General features: G+C 33.4%; 24 protein-coding genes and 1 pseudogene. 7 read left to right on the top strand and 18 right to left on the bottom strand.

The genetic code is table 11. From position 1 onward, the window contains the following. Window positions 1–87 precede the first annotated feature (87 nt). The 3 genes from CL818_RS04015 to CL818_RS04005 are packed head-to-tail and all read left to right on the top strand — an operon-like array spanning window position 88 to window position 2,391. The gene (locus tag CL818_RS04015; protein ID WP_272972888.1) at window positions 88–813 is read left to right on the top strand and encodes a hypothetical protein; all 726 of its coding nucleotides are present in this window, start codon (window positions 88–90) and stop codon (window positions 811–813) included. 1 nt (window position 814) lies between these two features. After that, window positions 815–1,561 carry a hypothetical protein gene (locus CL818_RS04010; protein ID WP_272972889.1) on the top strand — a complete coding sequence of 249 codons (747 nt, stop codon included), beginning with the start codon at window positions 815–817 and terminating at the stop codon, window positions 1,559–1,561. Beyond that, the gene (locus tag CL818_RS04005; RefSeq protein WP_272972890.1) at window positions 1,561–2,391 is read left to right on the top strand and encodes a hypothetical protein; all 831 of its coding nucleotides are present in this window, start codon (window positions 1,561–1,563) and stop codon (window positions 2,389–2,391) included. The genes CL818_RS04010 and CL818_RS04005 overlap by 1 nt, the downstream gene beginning before the upstream one ends. Before the next feature lie 49 nt (window positions 2,392–2,440). On the opposite strand, the gene atpG is transcribed toward CL818_RS04005, so the two are convergent. The 11 genes and pseudogenes from atpG to CL818_RS03945 form a co-directional block, all read right to left on the bottom strand. After that, window positions 2,441–3,310 (bottom strand): ATP synthase F1 subunit gamma, encoded by an 870-nt coding sequence (gene atpG / locus CL818_RS04000; protein ID WP_272972891.1) that lies wholly within the window; start codon window positions 3,308–3,310, stop codon window positions 2,441–2,443. Window positions 3,311–3,397: 87 nt separating this feature from the next. Further along, window positions 3,398–4,973 (bottom strand): annotated as a pseudogene (atpA, locus tag CL818_RS03995) (F0F1 ATP synthase subunit alpha). 21 nt (window positions 4,974–4,994) lie between these two features. After that, window positions 4,995–5,549, bottom strand: a complete 555-nt coding sequence (gene atpH / locus CL818_RS03990; RefSeq protein ID WP_286971730.1) for an ATP synthase F1 subunit delta — start codon at window positions 5,547–5,549, stop codon at window positions 4,995–4,997. 6 nt (window positions 5,550–5,555) lie between these two features. Continuing rightward, window positions 5,556–6,050 carry a F0F1 ATP synthase subunit B gene (locus tag CL818_RS03985; protein ID WP_013186376.1) on the bottom strand — a complete coding sequence of 165 codons (495 nt, stop codon included), beginning with the start codon at window positions 6,048–6,050 and terminating at the stop codon, window positions 5,556–5,558. Window positions 6,051–6,133: 83 nt separating this feature from the next. Then, window positions 6,134–6,337, bottom strand: a complete 204-nt coding sequence (gene atpE, locus CL818_RS03980; RefSeq protein ID WP_286971725.1) for an ATP synthase F0 subunit C — start codon at window positions 6,335–6,337, stop codon at window positions 6,134–6,136. 36 nt (window positions 6,338–6,373) lie between these two features. Next, the gene (atpB, locus tag CL818_RS03975; RefSeq protein WP_502692211.1) at window positions 6,374–7,336 is read right to left on the bottom strand and encodes a F0F1 ATP synthase subunit A; all 963 of its coding nucleotides are present in this window, start codon (window positions 7,334–7,336) and stop codon (window positions 6,374–6,376) included. A gap of 656 nt (window positions 7,337–7,992) precedes the next feature. Beyond that, window positions 7,993–8,229, bottom strand: a complete 237-nt coding sequence (locus CL818_RS03965) for an AtpZ/AtpI family protein (protein ID WP_286971716.1) — start codon at window positions 8,227–8,229, stop codon at window positions 7,993–7,995. Further along, complete coding sequence (locus CL818_RS03960) at window positions 8,201–8,620, bottom strand: bactofilin family protein (RefSeq protein WP_013186371.1); 420 nt, start codon at window positions 8,618–8,620, stop codon at window positions 8,201–8,203. Before CL818_RS03960 ends, CL818_RS03965 begins: the two co-directional genes overlap by 29 nt. 29 nt (window positions 8,621–8,649) lie before the next feature. Next, window positions 8,650–11,211 (bottom strand): type IX secretion system periplasmic lipoprotein PorW/SprE, encoded by a 2,562-nt coding sequence (porW, locus tag CL818_RS03955; RefSeq protein ID WP_336380104.1) that lies wholly within the window; start codon window positions 11,209–11,211, stop codon window positions 8,650–8,652. 154 nt (window positions 11,212–11,365) lie between these two features. Beyond that, window positions 11,366–12,061, bottom strand: a complete 696-nt coding sequence (locus tag CL818_RS03950) for an ABC transporter ATP-binding protein (protein ID WP_013186369.1) — start codon at window positions 12,059–12,061, stop codon at window positions 11,366–11,368. A gap of 20 nt (window positions 12,062–12,081) precedes the next feature. Further along, window positions 12,082–13,554 carry a DUF5687 family protein gene (locus CL818_RS03945; RefSeq protein ID WP_272972894.1) on the bottom strand — a complete coding sequence of 491 codons (1,473 nt, stop codon included), beginning with the start codon at window positions 13,552–13,554 and terminating at the stop codon, window positions 12,082–12,084. An 86-nt stretch (window positions 13,555–13,640) separates the two neighbouring features. Here CL818_RS03945 and CL818_RS03940 point away from each other — a divergent pair, with 86 nt between their 5' ends. Next, window positions 13,641–14,690: a ferredoxin--NADP reductase gene (locus CL818_RS03940; RefSeq protein ID WP_272972895.1), complete on the top strand. Its 1,050-nt coding sequence runs from the start codon at window positions 13,641–13,643 to the stop codon at window positions 14,688–14,690. Here the strand turns inward: CL818_RS03940 and CL818_RS03935 are convergent. The 4 genes from CL818_RS03935 to CL818_RS03920 are packed head-to-tail and all read right to left on the bottom strand — an operon-like array spanning window position 14,687 to window position 17,960. After that, window positions 14,687–15,727, bottom strand: a complete 1,041-nt coding sequence (locus CL818_RS03935; protein WP_336380105.1) for a glycosyltransferase family 9 protein — start codon at window positions 15,725–15,727, stop codon at window positions 14,687–14,689. The genes CL818_RS03940 and CL818_RS03935 overlap by 4 nt on opposite strands. Before the next feature lie 9 nt (window positions 15,728–15,736). After that, window positions 15,737–16,345, bottom strand: a complete 609-nt coding sequence (locus CL818_RS03930; RefSeq protein WP_272972896.1) for a DUF4254 domain-containing protein — start codon at window positions 16,343–16,345, stop codon at window positions 15,737–15,739. Window positions 16,346–16,392: 47 nt separating this feature from the next. Further along, entirely contained in the window at window positions 16,393–17,034 is a 642-nt protein-coding gene (locus CL818_RS03925) for a hypothetical protein (protein ID WP_272972897.1), read from the bottom strand. Further along, window positions 17,034–17,960, bottom strand: a complete 927-nt coding sequence (locus CL818_RS03920; protein ID WP_272972898.1) for a DUF6427 family protein — start codon at window positions 17,958–17,960, stop codon at window positions 17,034–17,036. The genes CL818_RS03925 and CL818_RS03920 overlap by 1 nt, the downstream gene beginning before the upstream one ends. Window positions 17,961–18,006: 46 nt before the next feature. Between CL818_RS03920 and CL818_RS03915 the strand changes: the two genes are divergently transcribed. After that, complete coding sequence (locus CL818_RS03915) at window positions 18,007–18,234, top strand: DUF6341 family protein (protein WP_013186362.1); 228 nt, start codon at window positions 18,007–18,009, stop codon at window positions 18,232–18,234. Here CL818_RS03915 and purD read toward each other — a convergent pair. After that, window positions 18,229–19,512, bottom strand: a complete 1,284-nt coding sequence (purD, locus tag CL818_RS03910; RefSeq protein WP_272972899.1) for a phosphoribosylamine--glycine ligase — start codon at window positions 19,510–19,512, stop codon at window positions 18,229–18,231. The two genes, CL818_RS03915 and purD, sit on opposite strands and share 6 nt — an antisense overlap. Before the next feature lie 162 nt (window positions 19,513–19,674). On the opposite strand from purD, the gene CL818_RS03905 reads away from it, so the two are divergent. Together CL818_RS03905 and CL818_RS03900 are read left to right on the top strand one after the other, a co-directional pair. Further along, window positions 19,675–20,982 (top strand): phenylacetate--CoA ligase family protein, encoded by a 1,308-nt coding sequence (locus CL818_RS03905; RefSeq protein WP_272972900.1) that lies wholly within the window; start codon window positions 19,675–19,677, stop codon window positions 20,980–20,982. Further along, window positions 20,979–22,145: a glycosyltransferase family 4 protein gene (locus CL818_RS03900; protein ID WP_286971702.1), complete on the top strand. Its 1,167-nt coding sequence runs from the start codon at window positions 20,979–20,981 to the stop codon at window positions 22,143–22,145. The genes CL818_RS03905 and CL818_RS03900 overlap by 4 nt, the downstream gene beginning before the upstream one ends. Here CL818_RS03900 and CL818_RS03895 read toward each other — a convergent pair. Then, window positions 22,142–23,497, bottom strand: a complete 1,356-nt coding sequence (locus tag CL818_RS03895) for an undecaprenyl-phosphate glucose phosphotransferase (protein WP_041240880.1) — start codon at window positions 23,495–23,497, stop codon at window positions 22,142–22,144. The genes CL818_RS03900 and CL818_RS03895 overlap by 4 nt on opposite strands. Then, entirely contained in the window at window positions 23,497–24,486 is a 990-nt protein-coding gene (locus CL818_RS03890; RefSeq protein ID WP_041241094.1) for a UDP-glucuronic acid decarboxylase family protein, read from the bottom strand. Before CL818_RS03890 ends, CL818_RS03895 begins: the two co-directional genes overlap by 1 nt. Between the last annotated feature and the right edge of the window lie 145 nt (window positions 24,487–24,631).

Here is a 24,631-nt window from a genome sequence, read left to right as displayed (position 1 = left end):
TCGATTTTAATTGTGCTTAAACGATAAATGATATTTAATTAAGAAATGCCATAAAGGGACATAAAGATAGGTTATATTTGTCTTGTAATGAGACACTTGTATTTTATAATTATGTTTCCTTATATGTTTTTTGCTCAACAAGGCGTAGGAATTAACACCAACGACCCCCAACAAGCACTTCACATTGCAGGAACAACAAGCACAATTAGACTAGACGGTTTAAATGCAGTTAATAATGCAAGTAATTCAGGTGATTTTGATGGTAACGGAAATTTAAGTGATAATACATTTCCACTTTATATAAATGAAGATGGAGACTTTTTATTAGATTTTAATACACTCTACATTAGTGAGGATGAAGATGCCATCCAAACTACAACGACTATTACATTAAATCCATTCACAAACTCAGATGGTAATGGAGCAGAAGAGGTGTTTTCTTTTAACGTCACTACTACAAGGCCAACTATTCTAGAAATAAAATATAACATAAGCTTTGAAGTAAACTCTAATGCCGCAGGTGATGAGATTGAAGATTATCTTTCAAGACGAATTACAAATTACTTTACTGTAGGTGGTGCCACATATGGTATTGCCTCCAAGAATTTTACAAATCGAACACCCTCATTTTCTTTTGGTAATACAGGGTCAAATGAAACTTATTATAATGTAGGTAGAGGTTATGTTTCATTACCTGCAGCACAAACATATACAATTCGTTTTTTTGGCGAAGTTTCTTCTGGCGATAGCTATTTAGCAACGAGTGTTGTTTTTGGTTCTGGAATTGATTCACTCCTATTTAGAATGTATTAGAATGAATGTATACTTACTTCCATTTTTATTTTTACCAATGTTAAGTTTTGCTCAAGTAGGAATAGGTACAACTCAACCTCAACAAGATTTACATATTGCAGGAGATACTTCTACAATTAGAATAGAAAGCTTAAATGCAATAAATAACCCTTTTAATAACGGAATTGACCTTGCTCCAGTATCTATTGATGGTTTTGGAAATTTCACATTGGTCCCGCAATACAATACACCTTTGGTGTTTTTGTTAGAAGAAAATAATTTCATTCCTGATAATCCCAGTAATTTAGATTTTAATACAGGTACTGTTATAAATAGTGACCTCGCATCTACCTCAAACGAAGCTATTATTATTACTAAAGCAATTACAATCCCACAACCATCAATAATAGAAGTTAACTATGCGGTTACAATGTTGTTTGCCGGAGATGATTTAAAATCAAATACACTTTCACCAATTACCGATGCTAAATCTAGAACAGGTGAAATATTTTTTAGAATAGACCTCAATAGTGATGGTCTTAATGCTACTGAAATCTCTAAGAAATATGGAATCAAAGGAATATATTATACATCCAGTTCTGGTGGAGTTGCTGGATACGCTTATGTTAATAGTCAAGGCTATGTTACATTACCAACAGGAAATCATACTATTTACTTTTACGGTGTTGTCAAAGACGGCAACTCATCCTATACTAGTATTGGTTTTGGAGGCTCAAAGGATTATCTCAAAATTAGACTTTATAATTAATGTTTAACACTAGTCACATACTTAAAGTTTTATTACTATTTATATTAGTAACGACGCTCTCGAGTGCACAAGTTGGTATTAATACTACTTCGCCGCAAGAGACTTTACATATCGCTGGTGATGATACTACAAATATTAAAGTTGAAGGATTGAGCGCTGCTAATAATGTAAATAACCTCGGTATAGGAAATAGCACTAGAGTTTATGCTAATGGAAATGGTGATTTAACTTTAGCAACGTCACCTCCTAGCGTTGAAATTGTTTTAGATTTCTCTAATTATTTAGACGATAATGGTGTAACAGTTAACCAAACTGGTGGAGGCTCTGCTTTTACCAGAACCAATAGGCCATTAAACACAACATTTACCTTAGTAAGAGATGCAATCATCCAAATTAATTATTCTGTATCTTGGAGTATTCGAAAGAATAATAACTTTAAAATTAGTGACCAAAGAGCTAGAATAATTCAAACTGGAATTTATCTTGTGGATGATTCTGACAACAGTTTTGTAACTCAAGATTTAGATGGTAATGCAATAAACCCAGCTACTGTAAATTGTAATCTTTTTGGAGATTTACTAAACTGTCTTGGTACAGAAGCATTACTTGGTCTTAGTGGACAATTTTATAATAACTCTAGCAGAACAGTAGGTGAAGCAAATGGTTTCCATAATACAGGTTCAGATTATGTACGTTTGCCAGCAGGAACTTACAAAGCATTATTTGCAGTTCAAGTTAGTGTTGGTAATGCAAGTGGTTCTGGTAATATCCAGTTTAAATTAGGCACAGCTAATGACGATATTCAAATAATAGCATATTATTATAATTAAAAAAGCTCCAAATTTTATTTGGAGCTTTTTTAATTAGGAATAAAAATTATTAGTTATTCAATGCTTCTGCACCACCAACAATTTCTAATATTTCATTTGTAATACTTGCTTGTCTTGCTTTGTTGTAAGACAATTTAAGGCTATCTCTAAGCTCTGTAGCGTTATCTGTAGCCTTATGCATTGCAGTCATACGTGCACCGTGCTCAGAAGCAAAAGAATCACGCATAGCTTTATACAATTGCATTTTTAAAGACTTAGGAATTAAGTCGTTTACTATTTCCTCTTTAGAAGGCTCAAAAATATAATCTGATACGCTAGACGTATCAACATCATCGTTTTGTTTTGCTACTAATGGAAGAAACTGTTCATTCATTACAATTTGCGTAGCTGCATTTTTAAAACTATTGTAAACGATAACTATTTTATCGTATTCACGGTTTTTAAATTTAGCCATTAAATCCTCAGCAACTTCAGCAACATTTTCAAATGATAAATCATCAAAAAGGCTGTTGTTGTTTGTTGTAACTGTATGCGTTTTCTTTAGGATATCATTAGCCTTCTTACCAATAGTTATAACCTCTGTAGAAATTCCTTTATATGTAGTTTCTGTAAGAGATTTAACTTTCTTAATAATGTTGGTATTAAAAGCTCCTGCTAATCCTCTGTTAGATGAAATAGCAACAATAAGCACTTTATTTATCTGGCGCTCTTCTGCATAATCGCTTCCGCTATCTGCATCTAAAGTAGCGCTTAGACTTTGTAATAATTCAGTAAGCTTATTAGAGTAAGGGCGCATTTTTGTAATAGCGTCCTGAGCTTTGTTCAACTTAGCAGCAGATACCATTTTCATGGCACTAGTAATCTGCATCGTTGAGCTTACCGATGTAATTCTATTTCTAAGTTCTTTTAAGTTTGCCATTCGTATTAAGAGTATAGATTAAAGAGTAAAGAATATAGGTGATCTTATTAGAGCACCTATACTCTAAAGTCTATGTCTTTGTTCTATTTAGTATTTACTAGAAAGCTCTGCAGCAACTTTTTCTAATGTGTTAGTCACTTCTTCTGTTAGTTTTCCAGCTTTAAGTGTATCTAAAACATCTCTGTGCTTAGCATTTAAGTATTCTAAGTAATCTACTTCAAATTCTTTTACTTTGTTTACAGGAACCTTACGTAGTAAGTTCTTAGATCCAGCATAAACGATTGCAATTTGATTTTCTACAGTGTAAGGATCATTTTGACCTTGCTTAAGAATCTCAACGTTACGTTTACCTTTTTCAATTACATTTAAGGTTGCAGCATCTAGGTCTGATCCAAACTTAGCAAATGCTTCAAGTTCACGGAACTGTGCTTGGTCAAGCTTTAATGTACCCGCAACTTTCTTCATAGATTTAATCTGTGCAGAACCACCAACACGAGATACAGAAATACCTACGTTAATTGCTGGACGTACACCAGAGTTAAATAAATCTGAAGTTAAGAATATCTGCCCATCTGTAATAGAAATTACGTTTGTTGGGATATATGCAGAAACGTCACCTGCTTGAGTTTCAATAACAGGAAGAGCAGTTAAAGAACCACCACCTTTTACCTTATCTTTTAAGCTGTCTGGTAAGTCGTTCATATCTCTTGCAATACCGTCATCNTTNATNACTTTTGCNGCACGNTCTAATAATCTTGAGTGNANGNAGAAAACGTCNCCNGGATACGCCTCACGTCCNGGTGGACGACGTAATAATAAAGANACCTCACGGTAAGCNACNGCTTGCTTAGATAAATCNTCATAAATAATTAANNCNGGACGACCNGTATCTCTAAAGTACTCTCCNATNGCAGCTCCNGNAAATGGTGCNTANACCTGCATTGGNGCAGGATCTGATGCNTTNGCNGCTACAATAGTNGTATAAGCNANNGCACCTNTNTCTTCTANNGTNTTNGCNATACCTGCAACNGTAGANGCTTTTTGACCAANNGCNACATAAATACANTATACNGGCTCACCNNNATCNTAAAATTCTTTTTGNTTTAAGAATCGTNTCNATACAAACGGTAGTTTTACCTGTTTGACGGTCACCAATAACAAGCTCACGTTGTCCACGGCCAATTGGCACCATAGCATCAATAGATTTGATACCAGTTTGTAATGGCTCTGTTACAGGCTCACGATAAATAACACCTGGCGCTTTACGCTCTAATGGCATTTCGAAAGTTTCACCTTCNATAGGGCCTTTACCGTCTATAGGATTACCAAGAGTATCTACAACACGACCAACAATACCTTCACCTACTTTAATAGATGCAATACGTTGTGTACGTTTTACTGTAGANCCTTCAGAAATACCAACAGATGGTCCTAAAAGTACCACACCAACGTTGTCTTCCTCCAAGTTTAAAACGATAGCTTCAAGGCCAGTTTCAAACTCTACCAATTCACCATATTGTGCGTTGCTTAGACCATATACACGAGCAATACCATCACCTACGGTTAAAACGGTACCAACTTCGTCTAATGAGGCTTTGTTTTCAAAACCTGAAAGCTGTTGTTTAAGTATTGCTGATACTTCAGCTGGATTAACTTCTGCCATTTTGTTTAATCTTTAAATCAATTATAGTTTTGAAACGTAAGTGTTGTTTGTAAACTCACGTTTAAGTGTATTCAATTTGTTTGCAATACTCGCGTTGTACTGTAAATCTCCAACACGAAGGATGAAACCACCAATTATGCTTTCATCAATTTTATTTTCTAAAGAAACGTCATTTCCTGTAAGCTCTTTAACTTTTGCTAAAACTTTTGCTTCTAGCTCTTTNGTTAAAGGTACTGCAGTAGTAACGGTTGCAACTTCTGTTTTGTTCATTTGGTCGAACAAAAACGTATATTTTTTTGCAACATCTTGTAATATGTCTACGCGCTTGTTTTCAATAAGAATATCGAAAAGACCAATAGTGATAGCGTTNCCGTCTTTAAAAACCTGTCTTAAAACTGCTTTCTTATCTGCAGATTTTACTACAGGACTTGTAAGCATAAGCTGTAAGTCATCACTTGCAGCAATGGTNTTGCTAACAAGCTTCATGTTCTCGTTAGTTTCCTTTGCGTTGTTTTGGTCAATAGCCAAATCTAAGATGGCTTTTGCGTAACGTTGTGCTGCTCTTGGTGCTGCCATGTTATATTAGTTTAAAGTAACGTCACCTAACATATCTTCAACAAGCTTAGCTTGTTTTTCTTTGTTAGATAATTCTTCACGAACTACTTTTTCTGCAATATCAATAGACAAGTTAGCAACTTGGTTTTTAATATCTGCAATAGCAGCTTGTTTTTCTGAAAGGATAGCAGCTTGTGCTTGCTTGATAATTTGATCTGCTTTAGCTTGAGCTTCATCAGAGGCGTCTGCAATCATTTTATCTTTCATAGAACGTGCTTCTTTAATAATTGAGTCACGCTCTGTACGTGCTTCTTGAAGAATACGCTCATTGTCTGCTTGTAGGTTTTCCATTTCACGACGTGCAGCCTCTGCAGAGTCTAAAGCACTTTTAATAGAAGTTTCTCTATCGTGAACTGCTCCTAAAATAGGTTTCCAAGCAAATTTCTTTAAAAGGAAAAATAAGATAAGGAAGGTAATAACCGTCCAAACCACAAGTCCAAATCCAGGTGTTAATAATTCCATTTTATAATAATTAGATAATTAATTCAACTAAAATTAACTTCAACAGCAACCAACCGTTACTGTTGAAGTTTTGTAATCCTTAATTAGATAAGTGATGCAACAACACCNAATAGTGCTACCGCCTCAACGAATGCTGCTAAGATAAGTGCAGAAGACTGAATCTTACCGTGCATCTCTGGCTGACGAGCCATTGCCTCCATTGCTGAAGAACCGATTTTACCAATACCGATTCCCGCTGCGATAGCTGCTAAACCAGCTCCAATTGCTGCAATTCCTGTAATAGTCATAATATATAGTTTAAAATTAATTAAGTTACTCCGTTNTTAATGGTGATCGTGATCCTCTACAGCCATACCAAAGTAAAGCGCAGATAATACTGTAAATATGTAAGCTTGTATTGCTGTTACAATTATCTCGATAATACTAATAAACAATGCAAATGCTACAGATACTGGTGCCACAGCTAATGAGTTGAAAATAAATATTAAAGAAATTAAACTTAAGATAATAATGTGTCCTGCAGTAATGTTAGCAAACAAACGTATAGCTAATGAAACTGGCTTAACAATCATCCCGATTAATTCAATAGGGATTAAGAATATTTTAATTGGTACTGGTACACCTGGCATCCAGAAAATGTGTTGCCAGTAATTTTTGTTACCACTAAATGTTGTAATAATAAATGTAAATCCTGCTAATACAGCTGTAAATGCAATGTTACCGGAAAGGTTTGCTCCATTTGCAATAGGGATTAATCCAAAAATGTTGTTAATCCATATAAAGAAGAATACCGTTAATAAGAAAGGCATGTATTTTTTGTACTTGTGCTCACCAATCATTGGGATACCAATCTCATCNCGTACAAAAATGATTAATGGCTCTACAAAACTTGCAATACCACTNGGNACATTAGTATCAGANTTTCTGTATTTTCTTGCTGCTGTAATAAATATAAGGAGAAGAACAATAACCGAAATAAACATCATAAACACATTTCGTGTTATAGAAATATCAATTGGTATTTGTGCATTTGTAGCATGACCTTCTTCGTCTAACTGTACAGAATCTGCACCAGCGTCTAACTGATACACTTTTTCATGAAGGTTAATAAACTTCCCTCCATTTTTTTCTACAACAACTTCACCGTGATAATCGTGATGAAACTCTGAAGACATAAATGTAGTAAGACCATTGTCTGTCCATAAAATAACAGGAAGAGGAATGGAGATTGCGTGACCGTTATAGTCTATAATATGCATACCGTACGCATCTTTAACGTGGTGCATTATCATTTCTTTCACGTTAAAGCCTTCCTCAGGTTCTTCTGTATTTGCGTCTTTTGCAAAACCGCTAAGTACGGTAGTTACTAATGCAAGGCCTAAAATAAATTGTCTAAGAGTAATATTCATTGCAAAATTGCGTTAAAATAACCTGTTTAAATTTGGTGCAAAAGTACGCACATTAAATGAATTGGCAAACAAAAAAATTAGTCAAAGTTTTTAGTTTGTTTTTTCCTTTAAAAAATTGGTGACGGTCCACACTTCTAACCCTAAATAAATGAAATACGGAAAGAAGAAGTTAAGCACGTCTGGCACCTTGTTTTCTAAGGATGAAAGTAATACGGGTAATAAAAATACCACAGCCANGATCATCTTTAAAAATGTAAGTATCATAAAAACATTAAACACATCTGTCTTNCCNGAAGTATGCCTGTAGTTTATAAAGCTATAAATAAGNAATACAACTATAAAGTGAAATGCATAAACTGTCCATAGTGGTATCTTGAGATCAACAGAAGCTGCAAAGTAGTAGTATATATAATAATGAAGCCCAAGTAAAATAACAGTAATGGCGCTAAGAAGGCCTACAAAACTTATTTGGCGTCTTCTAAATTCTTTTTCTTGAATAGAATTCATAAAGTTGGTTTTAAGAACAGTGCGTTTTAAGACGCATTATCATCTTTGCTCATTTTTAAAATTTGCCTAATGACAAAAAATATAGCTGCAAGTACAGCNACTAAGCTAAAAATTATAGTGTAAAGGTTGTTTTGGTTATTTAGATANTCATCTAGCTTTACACCTCCAAAAGCACCAATTGCAATTATGGCAAACATTTGAAAGGCTATGCCTGAATATTTAGCGTAAGAAGAATTAAGCGGACTTTTCTTTTCGTTTGTCATCGTCGTTTTTTAACGATTTTACATTGCCTTTCATTGCACATGACGCGTTAAACGTCGCACCTGGTTCAACAGCAAGCTTACCTACTAAAACTTCACCTTCTATGTGAGAAGAAGACCTAAGTGTTAATGTATCTGCAATATCTAATTTCCCAGAAAATTTTCCTTCAAAATCTGCATTTTCACAAGTAAGTGTACCACTAATAAAGCCACTTTTGCCCACAACTACTTTTCCAGGAGTTGTAACAGTACCTTCTACAGTGCCCTCTATCCTAAAAGCTCCTTTGGCAACAATATCACCTACTATTTTTGTGCCTTGTGAAATTTTATTTTGTTCTCTCGAAACCTGTTCATTATTTCGAGATTTTTTACCTGAATTATTGTCTGAAAACATAGTGTGATTGTTTTAGAGTTAAGGCCTATTTATTGAGTTGAAAACTCTCTGTAAGCATCAATATTTTTATGAATCTGTACAATAGTATAGTTTTCTGAAGAAATACCAAAAAACTCATTTGTAATTTTATAGTTCTTGTTGTCTTTTAAAAGCTCGCCAAATCCTTCTGCACCAAGGCTGCTGTTTAAACCATGTATTACTAGGAAGTTTTGGAAAGGATTATAAACATCATAAGATGTATACAGGTTAGTGTATCCTAAATCTTCAATAGCTTTATCTACTTTTTCCCTAAGTGCTTTTGCATCAACTGTAGTGTCGTTTTTGTCTATTGGATAAATTAATTTAAACTCACCTTCTTCACCATCTTTTTCAAATTCCTTAAATTCTAACGATGGAATAGATTGTTTGTAAATTTTGGCAGCCTGTTTACCTTCATCACTTTGTGGATAGTTAAGGGCTACAAAGTTTAAACCTTCTTTGTAAGCTTCAAATCCTAAATAACGGCCTTCAGCATATGCTTTTAATAACTCAAATTTAGGAACAATATCATCTCCTGTAAATTGTTGAATATACTCTTCAGATTTTTCTAATACTAAAGCATAATTTTGCTCTTGAAACTGTTTGTATAACGAGGCGTAAATAGCTTCTGGACTATTTTCATCATTCTTTAAGGATTCTGGGTTTCTTAAAATTGAAGCATACCTGGACTCTGGATGATTATTTAAAATATCGTTCTTTACACGATCTGCATTGGCAGTATCTCCAGTGGTTTCGTAAACTTTATACAGATTGTACTTAGAAGGTAATATTAAGCGTTCTTCTGGATTGTTGTTTAATAAGCCTTCAAGCTTTTCTGAAGCTAAACCGTATTCCTTAAACTTTTCTTTATAAATAAGACCTAATTGGTAATAGGCAAAATTACGCTCTGTAGATAAACTATCAAGTACTTTTTGGTCTTTAGGTATTAAATCTACATAGGTTTGAGGGTCAAATCTCGGATCTTCCTCTAAAGCTGCAATAGGATCTATATCTTCTTCTTCTGTTTCTGTATTAGAAAAAACAGAACCGCCAGTTCTCCAATTGTCTTCTAGTTTACGATTGCCCCAAACTTTTTCAAACTCCTGTTTTCCGTAAGCTACTGTTGTAGGGTTGTAAAAGTAAAAATCGCCTTTTACTTTAGGGCCACCTATTCCTTTTAACTCTCGAGAGTTGGTTTGCTTATTGTAAAAGGAGTTTGTTGCACCAGTAACTGGTAACTCTTCTGCTCTTGCTTGTGCTATGGCAGTAGCTTTAAGACCATCTGCATAGGTTTGGTAATATGAATATTGATCTTCTGCAGATAAATTAGCAACATTTAATATACTATCGTTTGCTCTTGCAATGCCTTCATAAAGAATCACATCGTCTAGATTAACACGACGTTTTGTAATGGTCCTAAATTCTCTTGTGGTATTATCTAGGTTGGTTAGTGTACTGTCAAAATAATTACCAGCTTCTTTATATTCTGCATTGTCAAAATTTATTTCGGCCAGCCTTAAATAGTTTCTTGAAACTAAATAATTATCTGCAGATTGTGTTCTTAGAGATTTATTGTAATAAGTAACAGCAAGATCTGTAGAGTCTAGTTTTTGATAGTAGTCTGCCATCACCAAATATATTCTATCTAGATATGGTCTGTTTTCATAATATGTTTCAAGGCGTGTAAGTAATTCTTCAAATTCAGCTTTATCGCCTTTATCTAAATCAAAGTTCTTTGCTTTTTCAACATAAGCATTAATTAGATATCTGCGAGGAATGCTTCGGTTAAGCTTTATAACTTCATCAAATGCAATATTGGCACTGTCTATTTTACCAATATTATTATAAAGTTGTCCCTTTATAAACGTATATCGTGCTTGTTTTTCTTTATCATCTATAGTTTCTGAAGCCAATTTAATTGGCATTATAGCACTATCTAATTGTTGAAGGTTTATATAGGCTTGAGAAAGCATTGCAGCTGCTTCTGCAACAGCTTGTTTGTTTAGATCTTCTTCTTCAGCTTCTTCAAGAATTTCTTTTAAATTTTCAATAGCTAGCTCGTTGTTGTCTAGTCTAATATTTACTTTTTCTTTCCAAACACGAGCTTCTGTAATTGTGTTACTAGTAGGATAGCGTCTAAGCACATAGTTAAAGGCTTCTTGTGCCGGTATAAAACGACCATCAAAATAACGCGCTTTACCTAGCATTATAAAAGCTTCATCCATTTGAGGGTTATTTTCCTCGCCATCAATGTACATGCTGTGTTTTTGAATGGCTTTAGTTGCTTTTTCTTCAGCACGTTCAAAATTTGCATTCTTGGTTTCTCCTTGTAATAAGGCTTGCTCTTCTATTTGTAACCGCTCTACAGGCAGTATTGCCCAATAGTTATCTCTAAAAGAGGCCTCAAGCTCTGCTTCACCTTGTATAATAGCTTGTTTGCCATTAAACATAGTGTTGTAGTAGGCTGTCATAGCGTGCCAACCACGGTTTATAAATTTGTCCTTTTTTCTAGAACACCCTACAAGAAGTAAAAGTGTTAAGGAAAGTATGATGTATTTATGCGTAGATTTCAAAATCAAAAAGCGCTTATTTTGTGTACTATAACTAACTGAAAACCGCCTACTTTAGTATCACGGGTCGTAAAAATAAGGTACTTTTTTTGAAATAAGCAGATTTTACAATTTAAAACATAGAATTGTACTGAATTATAGAGTGTGTTTTAAGATGCTATCTGTTAAAATGCTCTTCTAATTCTTTTAGTGTTTCGGGAGATTTAGCTAAGTCTTTAACAACTTCTCCTTTTTCTAACACCACAATACGTTCACACACTTCTGTAACATGAAGCAAGTCATGAGAGGAAACCAATAACGTTACTTCTCTGTTTTCAGTAAGCTCTTTCATTAACCTTTTTAGTCTAATTTGAGTTGTAGGATCTAAATTGGCAAAAGGTTCATCTAAAATAATAACTTGTGGGTTACCTATAAGTGCTGCAATTATGCCTGCTTTTTTCTGATTTCCTTTAGAAAGGTCTCTCAAGTATTTTTTCTGCCCTAAAATTTCTCCATTAAAAAAATCTTCAAAATCTGCTAAAAAGGCATCAACTGTGGCTTTGTTTTGGCCCCTTAAATCGCCAATAAAATAAAAGTATTCTTCAGCAGTTAGATAACCTATTAAAAAACTTTCATCTATAAATGATGATGTAAACGGTTTCCAGTCTTCGCTTTCATTTACTATTATAGCATTGTTTTCTATATGTCCTGTAGTAGGTCTTATTAAGTCTAAAAGTAAACTGAAATATGTGGTTTTTCCTGCGCCATTATTACCTACAAGACCAAAGCTTTCGCCTTTAGGAATCTCTAAATGCTCAACATTTAAAACAGTTGCGCCGTTATATGATTTTGATAAGTTTGTTGTGGTGATCATAATATCCAATTCTTGTTAGGTTATTTTTTTTCGTTGAAAGCTGCAATAGTTTTATACTTTCCTTTTTGGTAAACGGCTTCTATCTTATTAAGAAAAATGCCTTTTAGCGCTATGCCTAAAATACCACTAATGGCTAGTGCTATTATGCCTGCATTAAAATCTATAAGCTTGTAGGGCACATAAAAAATAAGCATAGGACCAATCATTTTTGGTAAGGCTATTAATAATTGTGTAGGGTTAAATCCTTGTGTATTGCTAAATGCTTTTGCCTTAACATTTAACTCCACAGGAACTCTATTTAAGGCGCCACCAAATAAGGTTATAAAGCTGTTTAATCCAATATTAAAAAGTGCGCCTGCAGCTATCATTCCATAAATATCCCAACCAAAATAAATATATGGTGTGCTTAAAATGAAAGAAATTGCAACAGCTACAACCATTAAATACCATTTAGATTCTAAGTACTTTCTGTAAGGTATGTTTTGGCTCATAAGCAACTTATAATATTCGCTATCCCAAGATGGTACTAATTGCCCGAAAGAAAGAAGGAAACCACCTGTGACAAATATTGAAGCAAACGCTAAGAATACTGGCATCTCTCTATAAGTTTCTTGAGTATAAAATATAAGCCCATAAAATAAAAAGATAAAAGACATCATTAGGACTTGCTTAGGCCTTGCGTTTCTCTTAATAAGTTTAATATCATTTTTAAGAAAGACAGCTATGCTTCCAAAACGGTCTAACCATGATAAGTTTTCGGTGGTTACTGCTTTTGTTTTTTTAGAAATTGCACCATCTAGGTAAAAACCACTTCTTACAAGACTATAATTAGCCTTGTAAAGTCCAAATGCAGCGATTAAAGGAATGATAACTAAATAAGGTTGCGTGTAAAGACTATAAAATGCAACACCTAATGGCTTGGATACTTTATAAATATCATAAAATTCCAACCCTATAAAAATAGCCAATGCCGATAGTAGACTGTAAAAGAAAACGTTGTTCTTATTAATTAAAAAGTTTAAGAAGTTATTGCATAATGTTATTCCTAACATGCTTACCAACCAAGCTAATGCAGAAAGCGCAGCATAACCTTTAAACAGTAACACACCAGTTATTGGTACAAATAAGAATAACGGTAAAAGATTAAAAAACGAAATTGTAGTTTTCCCTAAAAGGTAGTGTATAACAGTTTCTCGTTTAATAGGGATAATCATATAAGGCTTTATATTCATTACAGGAAGTTGATGCATAAAAAATCGAAACACCAAGTCGAATAAAAACCAATAAATAACATAGTTGTTTATGGTCACAAAAGGATCAACATCCTTTACAAACTCTTCTGCCATAAAAAAGGCGCCAATACCAAGAAAAAAGGCAGCAGTCATAAAATAGAGTGCTCCAAAAATTAAAAGGATTTTTATTGCTAATCCTTTTTGAAAATAAGAGGATCTTTTAAACTGTTTCCATTCTAATGAGATGAACCGTTTGATCATGTTTTGAGAGTTTTTTCACTATACAAGTGTCGAATTTATCAAATATGTTACAATGACTTTGTATTTTTGCACTCTAATTTTTTAATATGGACGCATTTCAATTTCTTAGAATTAAAGATATCATTCGAGAAACACCACAAGCGGTAAGTTTAGTTTTTGAAGTTCCTAGTGTACTAAAAGACAATTATAAGTTTAAGGCAGGACAATATCTTACATTTAAAATGATGCTTAATGGCGAAGAGATTAGAAGGTCTTATTCGCTTTGCTCTACACCTAAGAGTGGCGAGTTAAAGGTAACAGTAAAGGAAGTTGAAGATGGTACATTTTCTACCTATGCGAATAATAAACTAAAAGTTGGAGATAGTTTAGAGGTGCACACTCCAGAAGGTAAATTTATTTACGAGCCAAATAACACATCTCAGCATAACTATGCGGCTTTTGCTGCTGGTAGTGGTATTACGCCTATACTATCTATATTAAAAACTGCTTTAGAGGAAGAACCAACATCTAAGTTTGTTTTGGTATATGGAAACAGGACACCTCAAGAAACAATTTTTTATAAAGAGTTGTTAGAGTTACAAGCCAATTATGCAAGCAGACTTTTTATAGAGTTTGTATACAGCCAGTCTCAAGAGGATGCTTCCCACTTTGGAAGAATAGAAAAAAGCACTGTTAACTTTATAGTAAAAAACAGATACAAGGATTATACATTTAAAGATGTGTTCTTATGTGGTCCTGAAAAAATGATTGAAAATGTAACAGATGTTTTAAAAGAAAATAATATTTCTGAAGAAAACATTCATTTTGAATTGTTTACCTCTAACACAGAAGGTTCTATTGAAGCAGATTTAGAAGGAAATACAGAAGTTGTAGTAATGTTAGATGATGAGGAAACAATATTTACTATGAAAAAGAGCGAATCTATATTAGATGCTGTTCTAAATCAAGACTTAGATCCGCCTTATTCTTGTCAAGGAGGTATTTGTAGTTCTTGTATTGCTCGTTTAACCGAAGGGAAAGCGGAAATGCGCAAAAACCAAATTCTTACAGATGATGAGGTTGCAGAAGGTTTAATCTTAACCTGTCAAGCGCATCCAACTACCTCAAAAGTAGTTGTAGACTTTGATGAGGTTTAGGCTTCAATAATTTGAATAGCCCTTTTTGTTATTTTTTCTACAGGAATACTTAACATGGCATCCTCATAACCATTAGGGACTTTGTTACCATAAATGGAAGTTGGTATTTTAGGAAATTTCTCTAAGTCTGGAATAAGTTGATTTGCTTCAGGTTGTCCAAATGGCACAAAACCAGCATAAGGATGTGTAACACCCCAAATTGTTAGTACGGGCACTCCAAACATTGCTGCTAAATGCCCATTACCACTATCCATTCCTATCATTAGGTTTAGGTTAGAGATTACTTGTAGCTCTTCTTTAAACTCAAGTGTTCCTGCTAAACAGATTACATCGTCATATTGAGAGGCAATCTTTGTAAGAACTTCAACTTCTGCCAAACCACCTCCAAATAACAAAACTTTAGTGTGGTCTTTTTTCGAAAGGGTTTCAATTACAGCAACCATCTTATCTAAAGGGTATTGTTTACCTTGGTGTGCAGCAAAGGGAGCAATACCAATAAGCTTATGTAGAGAAGGCTGCAAAAGATGTACTAACTCAGGATTAAGCATTGTGGTGTTCTTTGGTGTCGGTTTCAAATTTATCTGAAAGCCAATTGCCCTTAACACATCAGCATACCTTTCGTGAGTAGACTTAAGTGGTTTAAAGACTTTGTTTTTATCTTGAGTAAGTGCTTTTTTATCGGCTCTACCTTTGTCAATTTTAAATGTGGAAATACCTCCAAGCTTAAAAAAAGCTCTTAATATTTTACTGCGTAAAACATTGTGCAAATCTGCGACTGCATCTATTTGTAGAGATTTTAATTGCTTGTATAATTTAAAAAGCCCAAAAACACCTTTATACTTTTGATTAACATCTGCTTTAAAAACTTCTGTATTTGGAATGTCCTTAAAAAGAGTTGCAAAAAAAGGCTTTGTTACAACTGTTACCTTTACGTTAGGATATGTATTTACAAATTGTTTTAATACAGGAACTGTCATAGCCACATCTCCCATTGCAGAAAACCTAATGACTAGTATATGTTTTGGTAAAGGCTCCAAAAAAGGATTTTACTTTTGGTTTCTTAATACAGGATTAAGATCATCATCGTTATACATCTTCATTTGCTTATACACTTTCATGTACTTATCTCCATTTTCAATGTCTGTAAGTAATTGATCGATAGCAGAAGATAAATCTGTGCGTTGCTCTAAAAGAACATTTAATTTTTGTTGACATTGCATGCGGTGCTTTTCAGTAGCATCTTCACGAACGCTTTCTTCATTCATATGATACACCTTTAAGGCAAGGATAGATAATCTATCTACACCCCAAGCAGGACTTTCTGTATTAATGGTAGCATCTTTTTTAGGAGTTACATCTTTATACTTTTCTAAAAAATAGCTATCTATGTACTCTACCATATCTGTACGATCTTGGTTAGAAGCATCAATCTGTCTTTTAAGTTTAAGTGCAGCTACTGGATCTATTTGTGGGTCACGAATTATGTCTTCGTAATGCCATTGTACAGTGTCTATCCAACATTTTCTATATAGCAAATGCTCTAAAAGTTCATCTTCGTTGCTGTATGGGTTTTCAAAAGGTTGGTCAACCGTATTTACAACGTGGTATTTATCTATAACTTGCTTAAATATTTTATTTGCTTTTTCTGAAAACATAGAACTGGTATTAATTTTTGTAAAGGTATTATAAATCTATTTATGTCTTATTCTATAGCCCAAAGTATTCTAGATTTGGTTTTATAATTGTCCTCAAATTGAAACTCATAAAGGCTTGATTCACTTATTTGATTTAAAAACTCAGTAATTTTAGGCTTAAGCCAATTTAAATTTGCTTTTAATTTCCAATGTGCATTATCCTTAGCATACATTATAACAAATAATCTATTTTTATAGTGCAGCCTACCTTCTCTAGATTGGTGTTCGTATAGCCAAGAAATTAGTTCCTCTTCGTGATTTATAGCATAATCTAACGTGTGCCCAAAACCCTTTGGAAACACTGTCGTTTTATGATCAAAAGGCGTTTTATTTATATAAAAATCTATGTGTTTGTGCTTTTTGTTTGCTTCTGGTGTTACAGCGGTATGATTACAAAATAATTGTTCAATAGCTTTGGCACTCCAGAAATTATACCACCTGTTTATGGTATAATAAAAGAAAGGTCTTTTTTCGAAGCCATAGGTTTCAACAGCATGTTTCATTTTAAGAACTAGCGCCTCCCAAGATTTAGTGTTGTAAATAAATCTTGACCGTTTGTCCCATATGTCTTCCTGTTTTCTAAACCATTGATATTTGTAGTTCCAACGGTGTTTTAGCTCAGCTTCTATATGGTTTATGTTATACGCCATTAAAAGATTATGGGAATAAGTATAGGCATTAAAATAAGTAGCCAAAGAAGAACCTCTTTAAACCAAAATTCTTTTTCTCTTTCAAAATATTTTGCAGTCATTACAGAAAGTGGCGCAAACATAAATAAAAGCTCACTTCCATTTTTAAAAGGAGAAAAGATAGCAATTGCCATAGATGCAAATAATGTCATGAGTATTAAATACATAGATGGTTTTTGTGAAATAGAAGCATTTTGAATTGCCTTTAAATAAGAACCAGACACCCACACAACCATAGCAAGCACTACACTAATAGGTAGTAAAATAGTAATTGTATTAAGTTTGGTAAAGTCGAAGTTTGAAAACTGAAACCAATCTGAAAACAAGAAAAACCTGTCTTGAGTTAGTAACATATACGTTGTAGCTAAAATAGCGACACAACTTACAGAGGTAATAGGGATTGCAAAGTTTTTCCAACTTCTGTTAGAATGAAATAGTATTCCAAAATACACAATGATTAAAAATAAGATTGTCCAGAATTGAAATAAAGAAGCAATGCAAATCCAGAAAGCTGCATCAAAAATCTTTTTCTTAATATCTTTATTTGTCCTTAAGCTTATAATTCTTCGCAAGGCTAAGATGACAAAAATATTGGCGCTAATGACACTATTGTTTTGTAATAAATTAATAAACAACACAGTAAAGCAAGCGTAAAGTATTATTTTATAGGTATTTACCTTGTTTAGGTCGTTTTTCTTTGCAATAAAATTTAAAATGACCATACCAACAACGTAGAGTAGAAGTAAGGCAACTTCTTTAAGGATTGTTATAAAAGATGACCCTCCAAAAAACACTAATCGGTTAGCAACGATATAGAAGACCATCATATAGATGGCTACAAATAAAAAATTTATAGGCTTAGATTGCCCAAAAAACCTTGTGAGCATACGTTATTTTGCTATTTTTGCATTGTAAATATAATACATTGATATCATGGAAGATTTTTTTACAGGCATACAATGGTTTTTTGAAACTATTCTTTTAGCTCCTTATAACGCATTAGCAAACCTAGAGCTAGAAAGCTGGTGGTTAGCAAACTTTATGTCTTGGATTTTTATCTTAATTACTTTTGTGGCTTTCTTTTACTGGTTAAAGCAACTACGTATCTTTAAAGACAACAATGAAGACAGAACAGATGTTTCTGCTCATTCATTCTTATAAATACTTATCTAGGTCTAAACCTAAATCTTTACGATAATACATCCTATCAAACTTGATATTTTCAATGTTTTGGTAGGATTTTTTTAATGCCTCTTTGTGGTTTTTACCAAAAGAAGTAACAGCAAGAACACGACCACCACTTGTAACAATTCCGTTACTGTCTTGTGCAGTTCCAGCTTGAAATACAATACTATCTTTAATATCTGCAAGGCCAGAAATTGCTAAGCCTTTATTGTAAGCTTCTGGATATCCTCCAGAAACAGCCATAACAGTTGCAGCTGTATCTGGGTTAATAGTAAGTGTAATGTCGTTTAATTTGCCTTGAGAAAGTTTCACAAAAGCTTCAAGCAAATCAGACTCAATTCTAGGAAGTACAACTTCTGTTTCAGGATCTCCCATTCTTACATTATACTCTATAACTTTAGGTTGGCCATCTACATTAATTAATCCTATAAAAATGAAACCTTTATAATCAATATCTTCTTTATGAAGACCGTTAACAGTTGGCTTAACAATTTCATTTTCAATTTTTAGCATAAATGCTTCATCTGCAAAGGGAACAGGAGAAACAGCACCCATACCACCAGTATTTAAACCAGTATCTCCTTCACCTATACGTTTGTAATCTTTAGCTGTAGGTAATGTAATGTAATTTTTACCATCTGTAAGCACAAAAACACTTAGCTCAATACCATCTAAAAATTCTTCAATAACAACAGTTGTACTTGCCTCACCAAACTTTTTGTTGGTAAGCATATTGGTAAGCTCTTCTTTTGCTTCCGTTAGGTCGTTTATAATTAAAACACCTTTTCCTGCAGCCAAACCATCTGCTTTTAATACGTATGGAGGATTTAATGTTTCTAAAAACTCGTGTCCTTTTTCAACAGTAGCTGCGGTAAAACTCTCATAAGCTGCAGTAGGTATGTTATGTCTAAACATAAATTGTTTTGCATAATCTTTACTACCTTCTAATTGGGCACCTTCTTTAGATGGTCCTATAACAGGAATATCTTTAAGTAAGTCATCTTTTAAAAAATAATCATAAATACCATTTACTAAAGGATCTTCTGGACCAACAACAACCATATTAATTTGGTGTGTTAACACAGTATCTTTTATAGCCTGAAAATTAGTAACACTTATGTCTAAATTTTTAGCGATAGCTGCTGTTCCTGCATTTCCTGGAGCAACAAAAAGGTTATCGCACTGCGGACTTTGAATAAGTTTATGAGCAAAAGCGTGCTCTCTTCCTCCAGAGCCTAATAAAAGAATATTCATACTGTTGTTTTTTGCAAAAATAGAGAATTAATGATGTAGGGAGAAAGCTAATGCTATGCAATTTAGATTAATTGTATACATATTTTTAATACTGAATTACTAGAGTATTTATATACCAAGTAAAATTATGTTTGTAATTTCGATTTTTCTGAAATACTATACGTGAACTGGTTTAACCTCTCATTAAAACTTAATAGTTATCCACTTAATTCTGCAAAACGTAGATTAAGTGAAATTGTTAATATACCTGAGAAAGACTACCAAAGCTATATAGATGAGAGAAAGCTTTACATCGTAGAACATCACTTTAATACCAACGTGTATTATAAATCTTTATGTAATGGCAAACTGCCTAAGCATTGGGTAGATGTGCCAATAGTAACCAAAGGTAATTTCCAGGTTCCGCTTCAGGATCGTTTGAGTGCAGGCTTTACAGCTAAAAACACATATGTAAACAAAACATCTGGATCAAGTGGTCACCCATTCATTTTTGCTAAAGACAAAGCTTGTCATGCTTTAACTTGGGCTAATATTATTAAGAATTTTGGTGGCTTAGGCTTAGACTTCAATACATCCTACCAAGCCAGGTTTTATGGTATTCCTTTAGATAAATTAGGGTATTATAAGGAACGTGTAAAAGACACTTTTGCTAAACGGTATAGGTTTCCAATATTTAATATAAATGAAGAAACACATGAGTTTTATATTAAAACATTTACAGCTAAACAATTTGATTACATAAATGGTTATACGAGCGTAATTGTATTATTTGCTAAATATTTAAAGCAAAAAAACATCATACTTAAAGATATTTGCCCTAGCCTTAAAGTTTGCATTGTTACAAGTGAAATGCTTTTTGAGGAAGACAAATTACTTTTAGAGCAATATTTAGGAATTCCTATAGTAAATGAATACGGCGCTAGTGAGCTAGATATTATTGCATTTCAGGATGTAAATGGCAATTGGCGTATTAACACAGAAACGTTGTTTGTTGAGGTGTTAAATGAACAAAACAAACCAGTATCTCTTGGTGAACCTGGAAAACTGGTTATAACGAGTCTTTACAATACTGCACACCCGTTTATACGTTATGAAATTGGTGATTTAGGCATCTTGAGAGAAGATAGTACTGCAAAACATACATTTTTAAAATCTCTTATTGGTAGATCAAATGATATTGCTAAAACACCAAGCGGTAAAATTGTTCCAGGCTTAACCTTTTATTACGTGACTAAAAATGTCATAGAGGATCAAGGCAGTGTAAAGGAATTTGTTGTAAAACAAACAAAGCTGGATTCGTTTAAAATTGAATATGTCTCTAAAGAAGAGCTAACTCAAGCATTTAAAACTAGGGTAAAGGAAGCTTTGAGCAATTATTTAGAACCAGGTTTACATTTAGAACTTATTAGAGTAGAGCAATTAAAACGAAGCAAAAGCGGAAAATTAAAACAGTTTGAATCTTTATTATGAAAGAGATCTGTATTGTAACTAATTATTTTCCTCCGGAAACAGGAGCAGCTTCAAATAGAATTAGCTTCTTAGCTACATTGCTATCTAAAAAAGGATATAAGGTAACGGTTCTTTGTCCTTTGCCAAACTACCCAAAAGGACAAATTTTCAAGGGTTATAGGCGTTCATTTTTTAGGAAAGAAGCACAAGCTAATATTAGCGTTCATAGATTATGGCTTTATGCTACAAACTCAAAAAATAAATGGAAACGGTTATTTTCTATGCTATCATTTTCTGTGAGTTTATTGTTTTATAGATGTTTTAAAAAGCCTGCAGAAGTAGTAATAATACAATCGCCACCTTTACTAATTGCATATTCTGCAATAAGCCTTTATGCCTCAAACAAGAGAAAAGTTATTTTAAATGTTTCAGATTTATGGCCACAAGCAGGATTGGATCTTGGTGCATTAAAAAAAGGAAAATTTTACAACTATCTAAAAACTATTGAAGCCTATAATTATACAAAAGCTGATATGGTTATGGGGCAATCTCAAGAAATATTAGATCACGTGCGTAGCATACATCCACAAAAGGAAATGGTGTTATACAGGAATTTTCCAGATATTAAATTTAATACTGACTCTACAATTTCAATAAATGCTACTGTAAAAATCATATATGCTGGCTTATTAGGAGTTGCACAAGGTATTTTGGAGTTATGTAAACATATTAAGCTTCCGGAAAATGTTGAGCTTCATATATATGGTGACGGACCTGAAAAGCAAGCGCTACTTCAATATTTAGATAGTGCTAACAAGAATAATATTATATGTCATGGCGAAGTTTCAAAGTCTGAGTTACAAACATTATATGAAAATCATCATATTGCATTAGTTCCTTTAGTAAGACCTATTTTAGGTTCAGTACCATCAAAAATATTTGAAATAGCTCATTTTGGGCTACCAGTACTTTATATGGCCGGTGGCGAAGGAGAGCATATTGTAAAAGAACATGCTTTGGGTTATGTTATTAATACACAGGATTATAAGGAGCTTAATGAAACTCTCTGCACTTTAAAAGTTAAAGATTTATTAGATAATAGAAATGAAATAAAAGCTATAGCTAAAAAGCATTTTGTGATTGAAAAACAGTTACAGCAGCTATTAAATGCTATTGAAGCTTAGTAGGCCTTATCTTCACCTTTAGCAGTGTTTTTAATTGTGAGCAGTAGGATTTTAATATCTAACAGAAGCGACCAATTTTCAACATAAAAAATATCATATTTTACGCGGTTAATAATATCGTCGTCTGTTTCAACTTCACCTCTAAAGCCACTTACTTGAGCTAATCCTGTAATGCCAGGTTTTACAAAGTGGCGTACCATAAACTTGTCTATACGCTCTGCATACATTTCTGTATGACTAACCATATGAGGTCTAGGACCTACTACAGACATGTCTCCAAACAATACATTTATAAACTGCGGAAGCTCATCTATACTTGTTTTCCTTATAAACTTTCCAACTTTTGTAATGCGTGTATCACCACGAGTAACTTGATGTATATGTGCCGTAGGATTAGGTTTCATAGACCTAAATTTATAGCAACTAAATTCTTTATAGTCTAAACCGTTTCGTTTTTGTTTAAAGAATACAGGTCCTTTAGATTCTAATTGTATTAAGATGGCAAGAATAGGTGTGAGCCAAGTAAGAATAAAGACAAGTACAAATATGGATAATGCAATATCAAAAACACGTTTTATTATTTGATTTATAGGATCATCTATAGGAATACTTCGTAATGATAAAATGGGTAAGTACCCATAATAGTCATAATTCATTTTTTTAGTATAAATCTCCTTGTTGTCCGGCAAGAATTTGAGGACCTTAAGATTGTTGTCTGCAAAATCTATAAGGCTTTTCATCTGCTCATCATTTAGCTCAGAGATAGAACAGTAAATTTCATCTATGGAGTTAGTTAAAATAAATTCATAACAGTCTTGTAATGCTAGCTCGTTGGTATCATTTACCTCGAACATATGCTTTAAATGGTAGCCGTATTCTGGGTTGCTGGTAAAAAACTCTTTAAGCTTAAGGGTTTTTTCATTTACACCTACAATTACGGTTTGCCTATAATTTCCTCCAAGAATTACTCTATATTTCTTAAGAAAATAAAAAATGGTGAACTTAATTAGGGTTATAAGCCCAATGACTTCTGCTATATAGATTACAATTTCTGTAGCGCTCCTATTAAGTTCATTATAAAACCCAAAGAAGGAAAAAACAATAAGGGTAAAGAAAAAGGCTTGCTGTAAAACTAAAGCTGCAATTTTAGTGGCTCTAGTAAACCTATACACATCATAAAACCTAAGTTTTAAAGATAAAATTAACCAGCCAATAGTTACAAAAATAATGTAGTTGAGGTACTCTAAAGGCATCAATATAAATTGAGAAGCCAAGAAATTTACAATACACAAGTCGACCAAATAATTAAATGGTCTTATATATCCTGAATATCGTCCTCTTCTGTAAATCATTATTTTACAATATGCTTAGAGAAGTCTTTGTGTTCGCTTCTATAAAGCTCTTCTTCACTTAACCCTTTAAAATACGCATAGGTTTTTTGCATACCATCTTCTCTAGACACTTTAGGAGACCAAGACAACTCTCGTTTAGCAACGGTAATATCTGGTTTTCTTTGTAAGGGATCGTCTGTTGGTAAAGGCTTAAATATGATTTTCTGGTCGCTGTTTGTTAGCTTAATAATTTCTTCAGCAAAATCTAAGATTGTAATTTCTTCTGGATTACCAATATTTACAGGATCTGTATAATCACTCATTAATAAACTATACAAGCCTTCAACTTGATCATCTATGTAACAAAATGAACGTGTTTGTAAACCATCGCCAAATACTGTGAGGTTTTCACCTCTTAACGCCTGTCCTATAAATGCAGGTATTACTCGACCATCATTAAGTCGCATTCTTGGGCCATAGGTATTAAAAATCCTTGCAATTCTTGTTTCTAAGCCATGAAACCTGTGATAGGCCATAGTTATAGATTCTTGAAAGCGTTTTGCTTCGTCATAAACGCCTCTTGGTCCAATAGTATTAACGTTACCGTAATACGTTTCTGCCTGAGGATGAACTTTAGGGTCTCCATAAACCTCAGAAGTTGAGGCAATTAATATGCGAGCACCTTTTTCTTTAGCTAAGCCAAGTAAATTGTGGGTTCCTAAAGAGCCTACTTTTAATGTTTGAATAGGAATTTTAAGATAATCTATAGGGCTTGCAGGAGAAGCAAAGTGCATGATGTAATCTAAACTTCCTGCAACGTGTACAAATTTTGAAACATCGTGGTGGTAAAATTCAAAATTTTCTAAGGCAAATAGATGTTCTATGTTTTTTAAATCTCCAGTTATGAGATTATCCATACCAATAACGTGACAACCTTCGTTTATAAATTTATCGCAAAGATGTGATCCTACAAAACCGGCAGCACCAGTTATTAATACTCTTTTTGGCATAGAAACTTGTTTTACATTAAGGCATAGCATATTTGCAGTACTAAACCTGGTAGTTTTTAAATCGTAGCAAATGTAAAGTAATGTTTTTTTATAGGTAAGAGTTTAGCTGATGTTTGTCTTACTAAAGTTAAGATATTAAATATAG

It is taken from the genome of Croceibacter sp., assembly GCF_002716225.1.
Lineage (GTDB): Bacteria > Bacteroidota > Bacteroidia > Flavobacteriales > Flavobacteriaceae > Croceibacter > Croceibacter atlanticus.
Note: the sequence above shows the minus strand (reverse complement) of the source record. Positions and strands in the feature narration are given on the sequence as shown.

Bases quoted from the DNA above. Each gene is read 5' to 3' on its own strand.
- CL818_RS04015 (WP_272972888.1), top strand. From the start codon at position 88: ATGAGACACTTGTATTTTATAATTATGTTTCCTTATATGTTTTTTGCT.
- CL818_RS04010 (WP_272972889.1), top strand. From the start codon at position 815: ATGAATGTATACTTACTTCCATTTTTATTTTTACCAATGTTAAGTTTT.
- CL818_RS04005 (WP_272972890.1), top strand. From the start codon at position 1,561: ATGTTTAACACTAGTCACATACTTAAAGTTTTATTACTATTTATATTA.
- atpG (WP_272972891.1), bottom strand. From the start codon at position 3,310: ATGGCAAACTTAAAAGAACTTAGAAATAGAATTACATCGGTAAGCTCA.
- CL818_RS03985 (WP_013186376.1), bottom strand. From the start codon at position 6,050: ATGGAATTATTAACACCTGGATTTGGACTTGTGGTTTGGACGGTTATT.
- CL818_RS03960 (WP_013186371.1), bottom strand. From the start codon at position 8,620: ATGTTTTCAGACAATAATTCAGGTAAAAAATCTCGAAATAATGAACAG.
- CL818_RS03950 (WP_013186369.1), bottom strand. From the start codon at position 12,061: ATGATCACCACAACAAACTTATCAAAATCATATAACGGCGCAACTGTT.
- CL818_RS03945 (WP_272972894.1), bottom strand. From the start codon at position 13,554: ATGATCAAACGGTTCATCTCATTAGAATGGAAACAGTTTAAAAGATCC.
- CL818_RS03940 (WP_272972895.1), top strand. From the start codon at position 13,641: ATGGACGCATTTCAATTTCTTAGAATTAAAGATATCATTCGAGAAACA.
- CL818_RS03930 (WP_272972896.1), bottom strand. From the start codon at position 16,345: ATGTTTTCAGAAAAAGCAAATAAAATATTTAAGCAAGTTATAGATAAA.
- CL818_RS03925 (WP_272972897.1), bottom strand. From the start codon at position 17,034: ATGGCGTATAACATAAACCATATAGAAGCTGAGCTAAAACACCGTTGG.
- CL818_RS03920 (WP_272972898.1), bottom strand. From the start codon at position 17,960: ATGCTCACAAGGTTTTTTGGGCAATCTAAGCCTATAAATTTTTTATTT.
- CL818_RS03915 (WP_013186362.1), top strand. From the start codon at position 18,007: ATGGAAGATTTTTTTACAGGCATACAATGGTTTTTTGAAACTATTCTT.
- purD (WP_272972899.1), bottom strand. From the start codon at position 19,512: ATGAATATTCTTTTATTAGGCTCTGGAGGAAGAGAGCACGCTTTTGCT.
- CL818_RS03900 (WP_286971702.1), top strand. From the start codon at position 20,979: ATGAAAGAGATCTGTATTGTAACTAATTATTTTCCTCCGGAAACAGGA.
- CL818_RS03895 (WP_041240880.1), bottom strand. From the start codon at position 23,497: ATGATTTACAGAAGAGGACGATATTCAGGATATATAAGACCATTTAAT.
- CL818_RS03890 (WP_041241094.1), bottom strand. From the start codon at position 24,486: ATGCCAAAAAGAGTATTAATAACTGGTGCTGCCGGTTTTGTAGGATCA.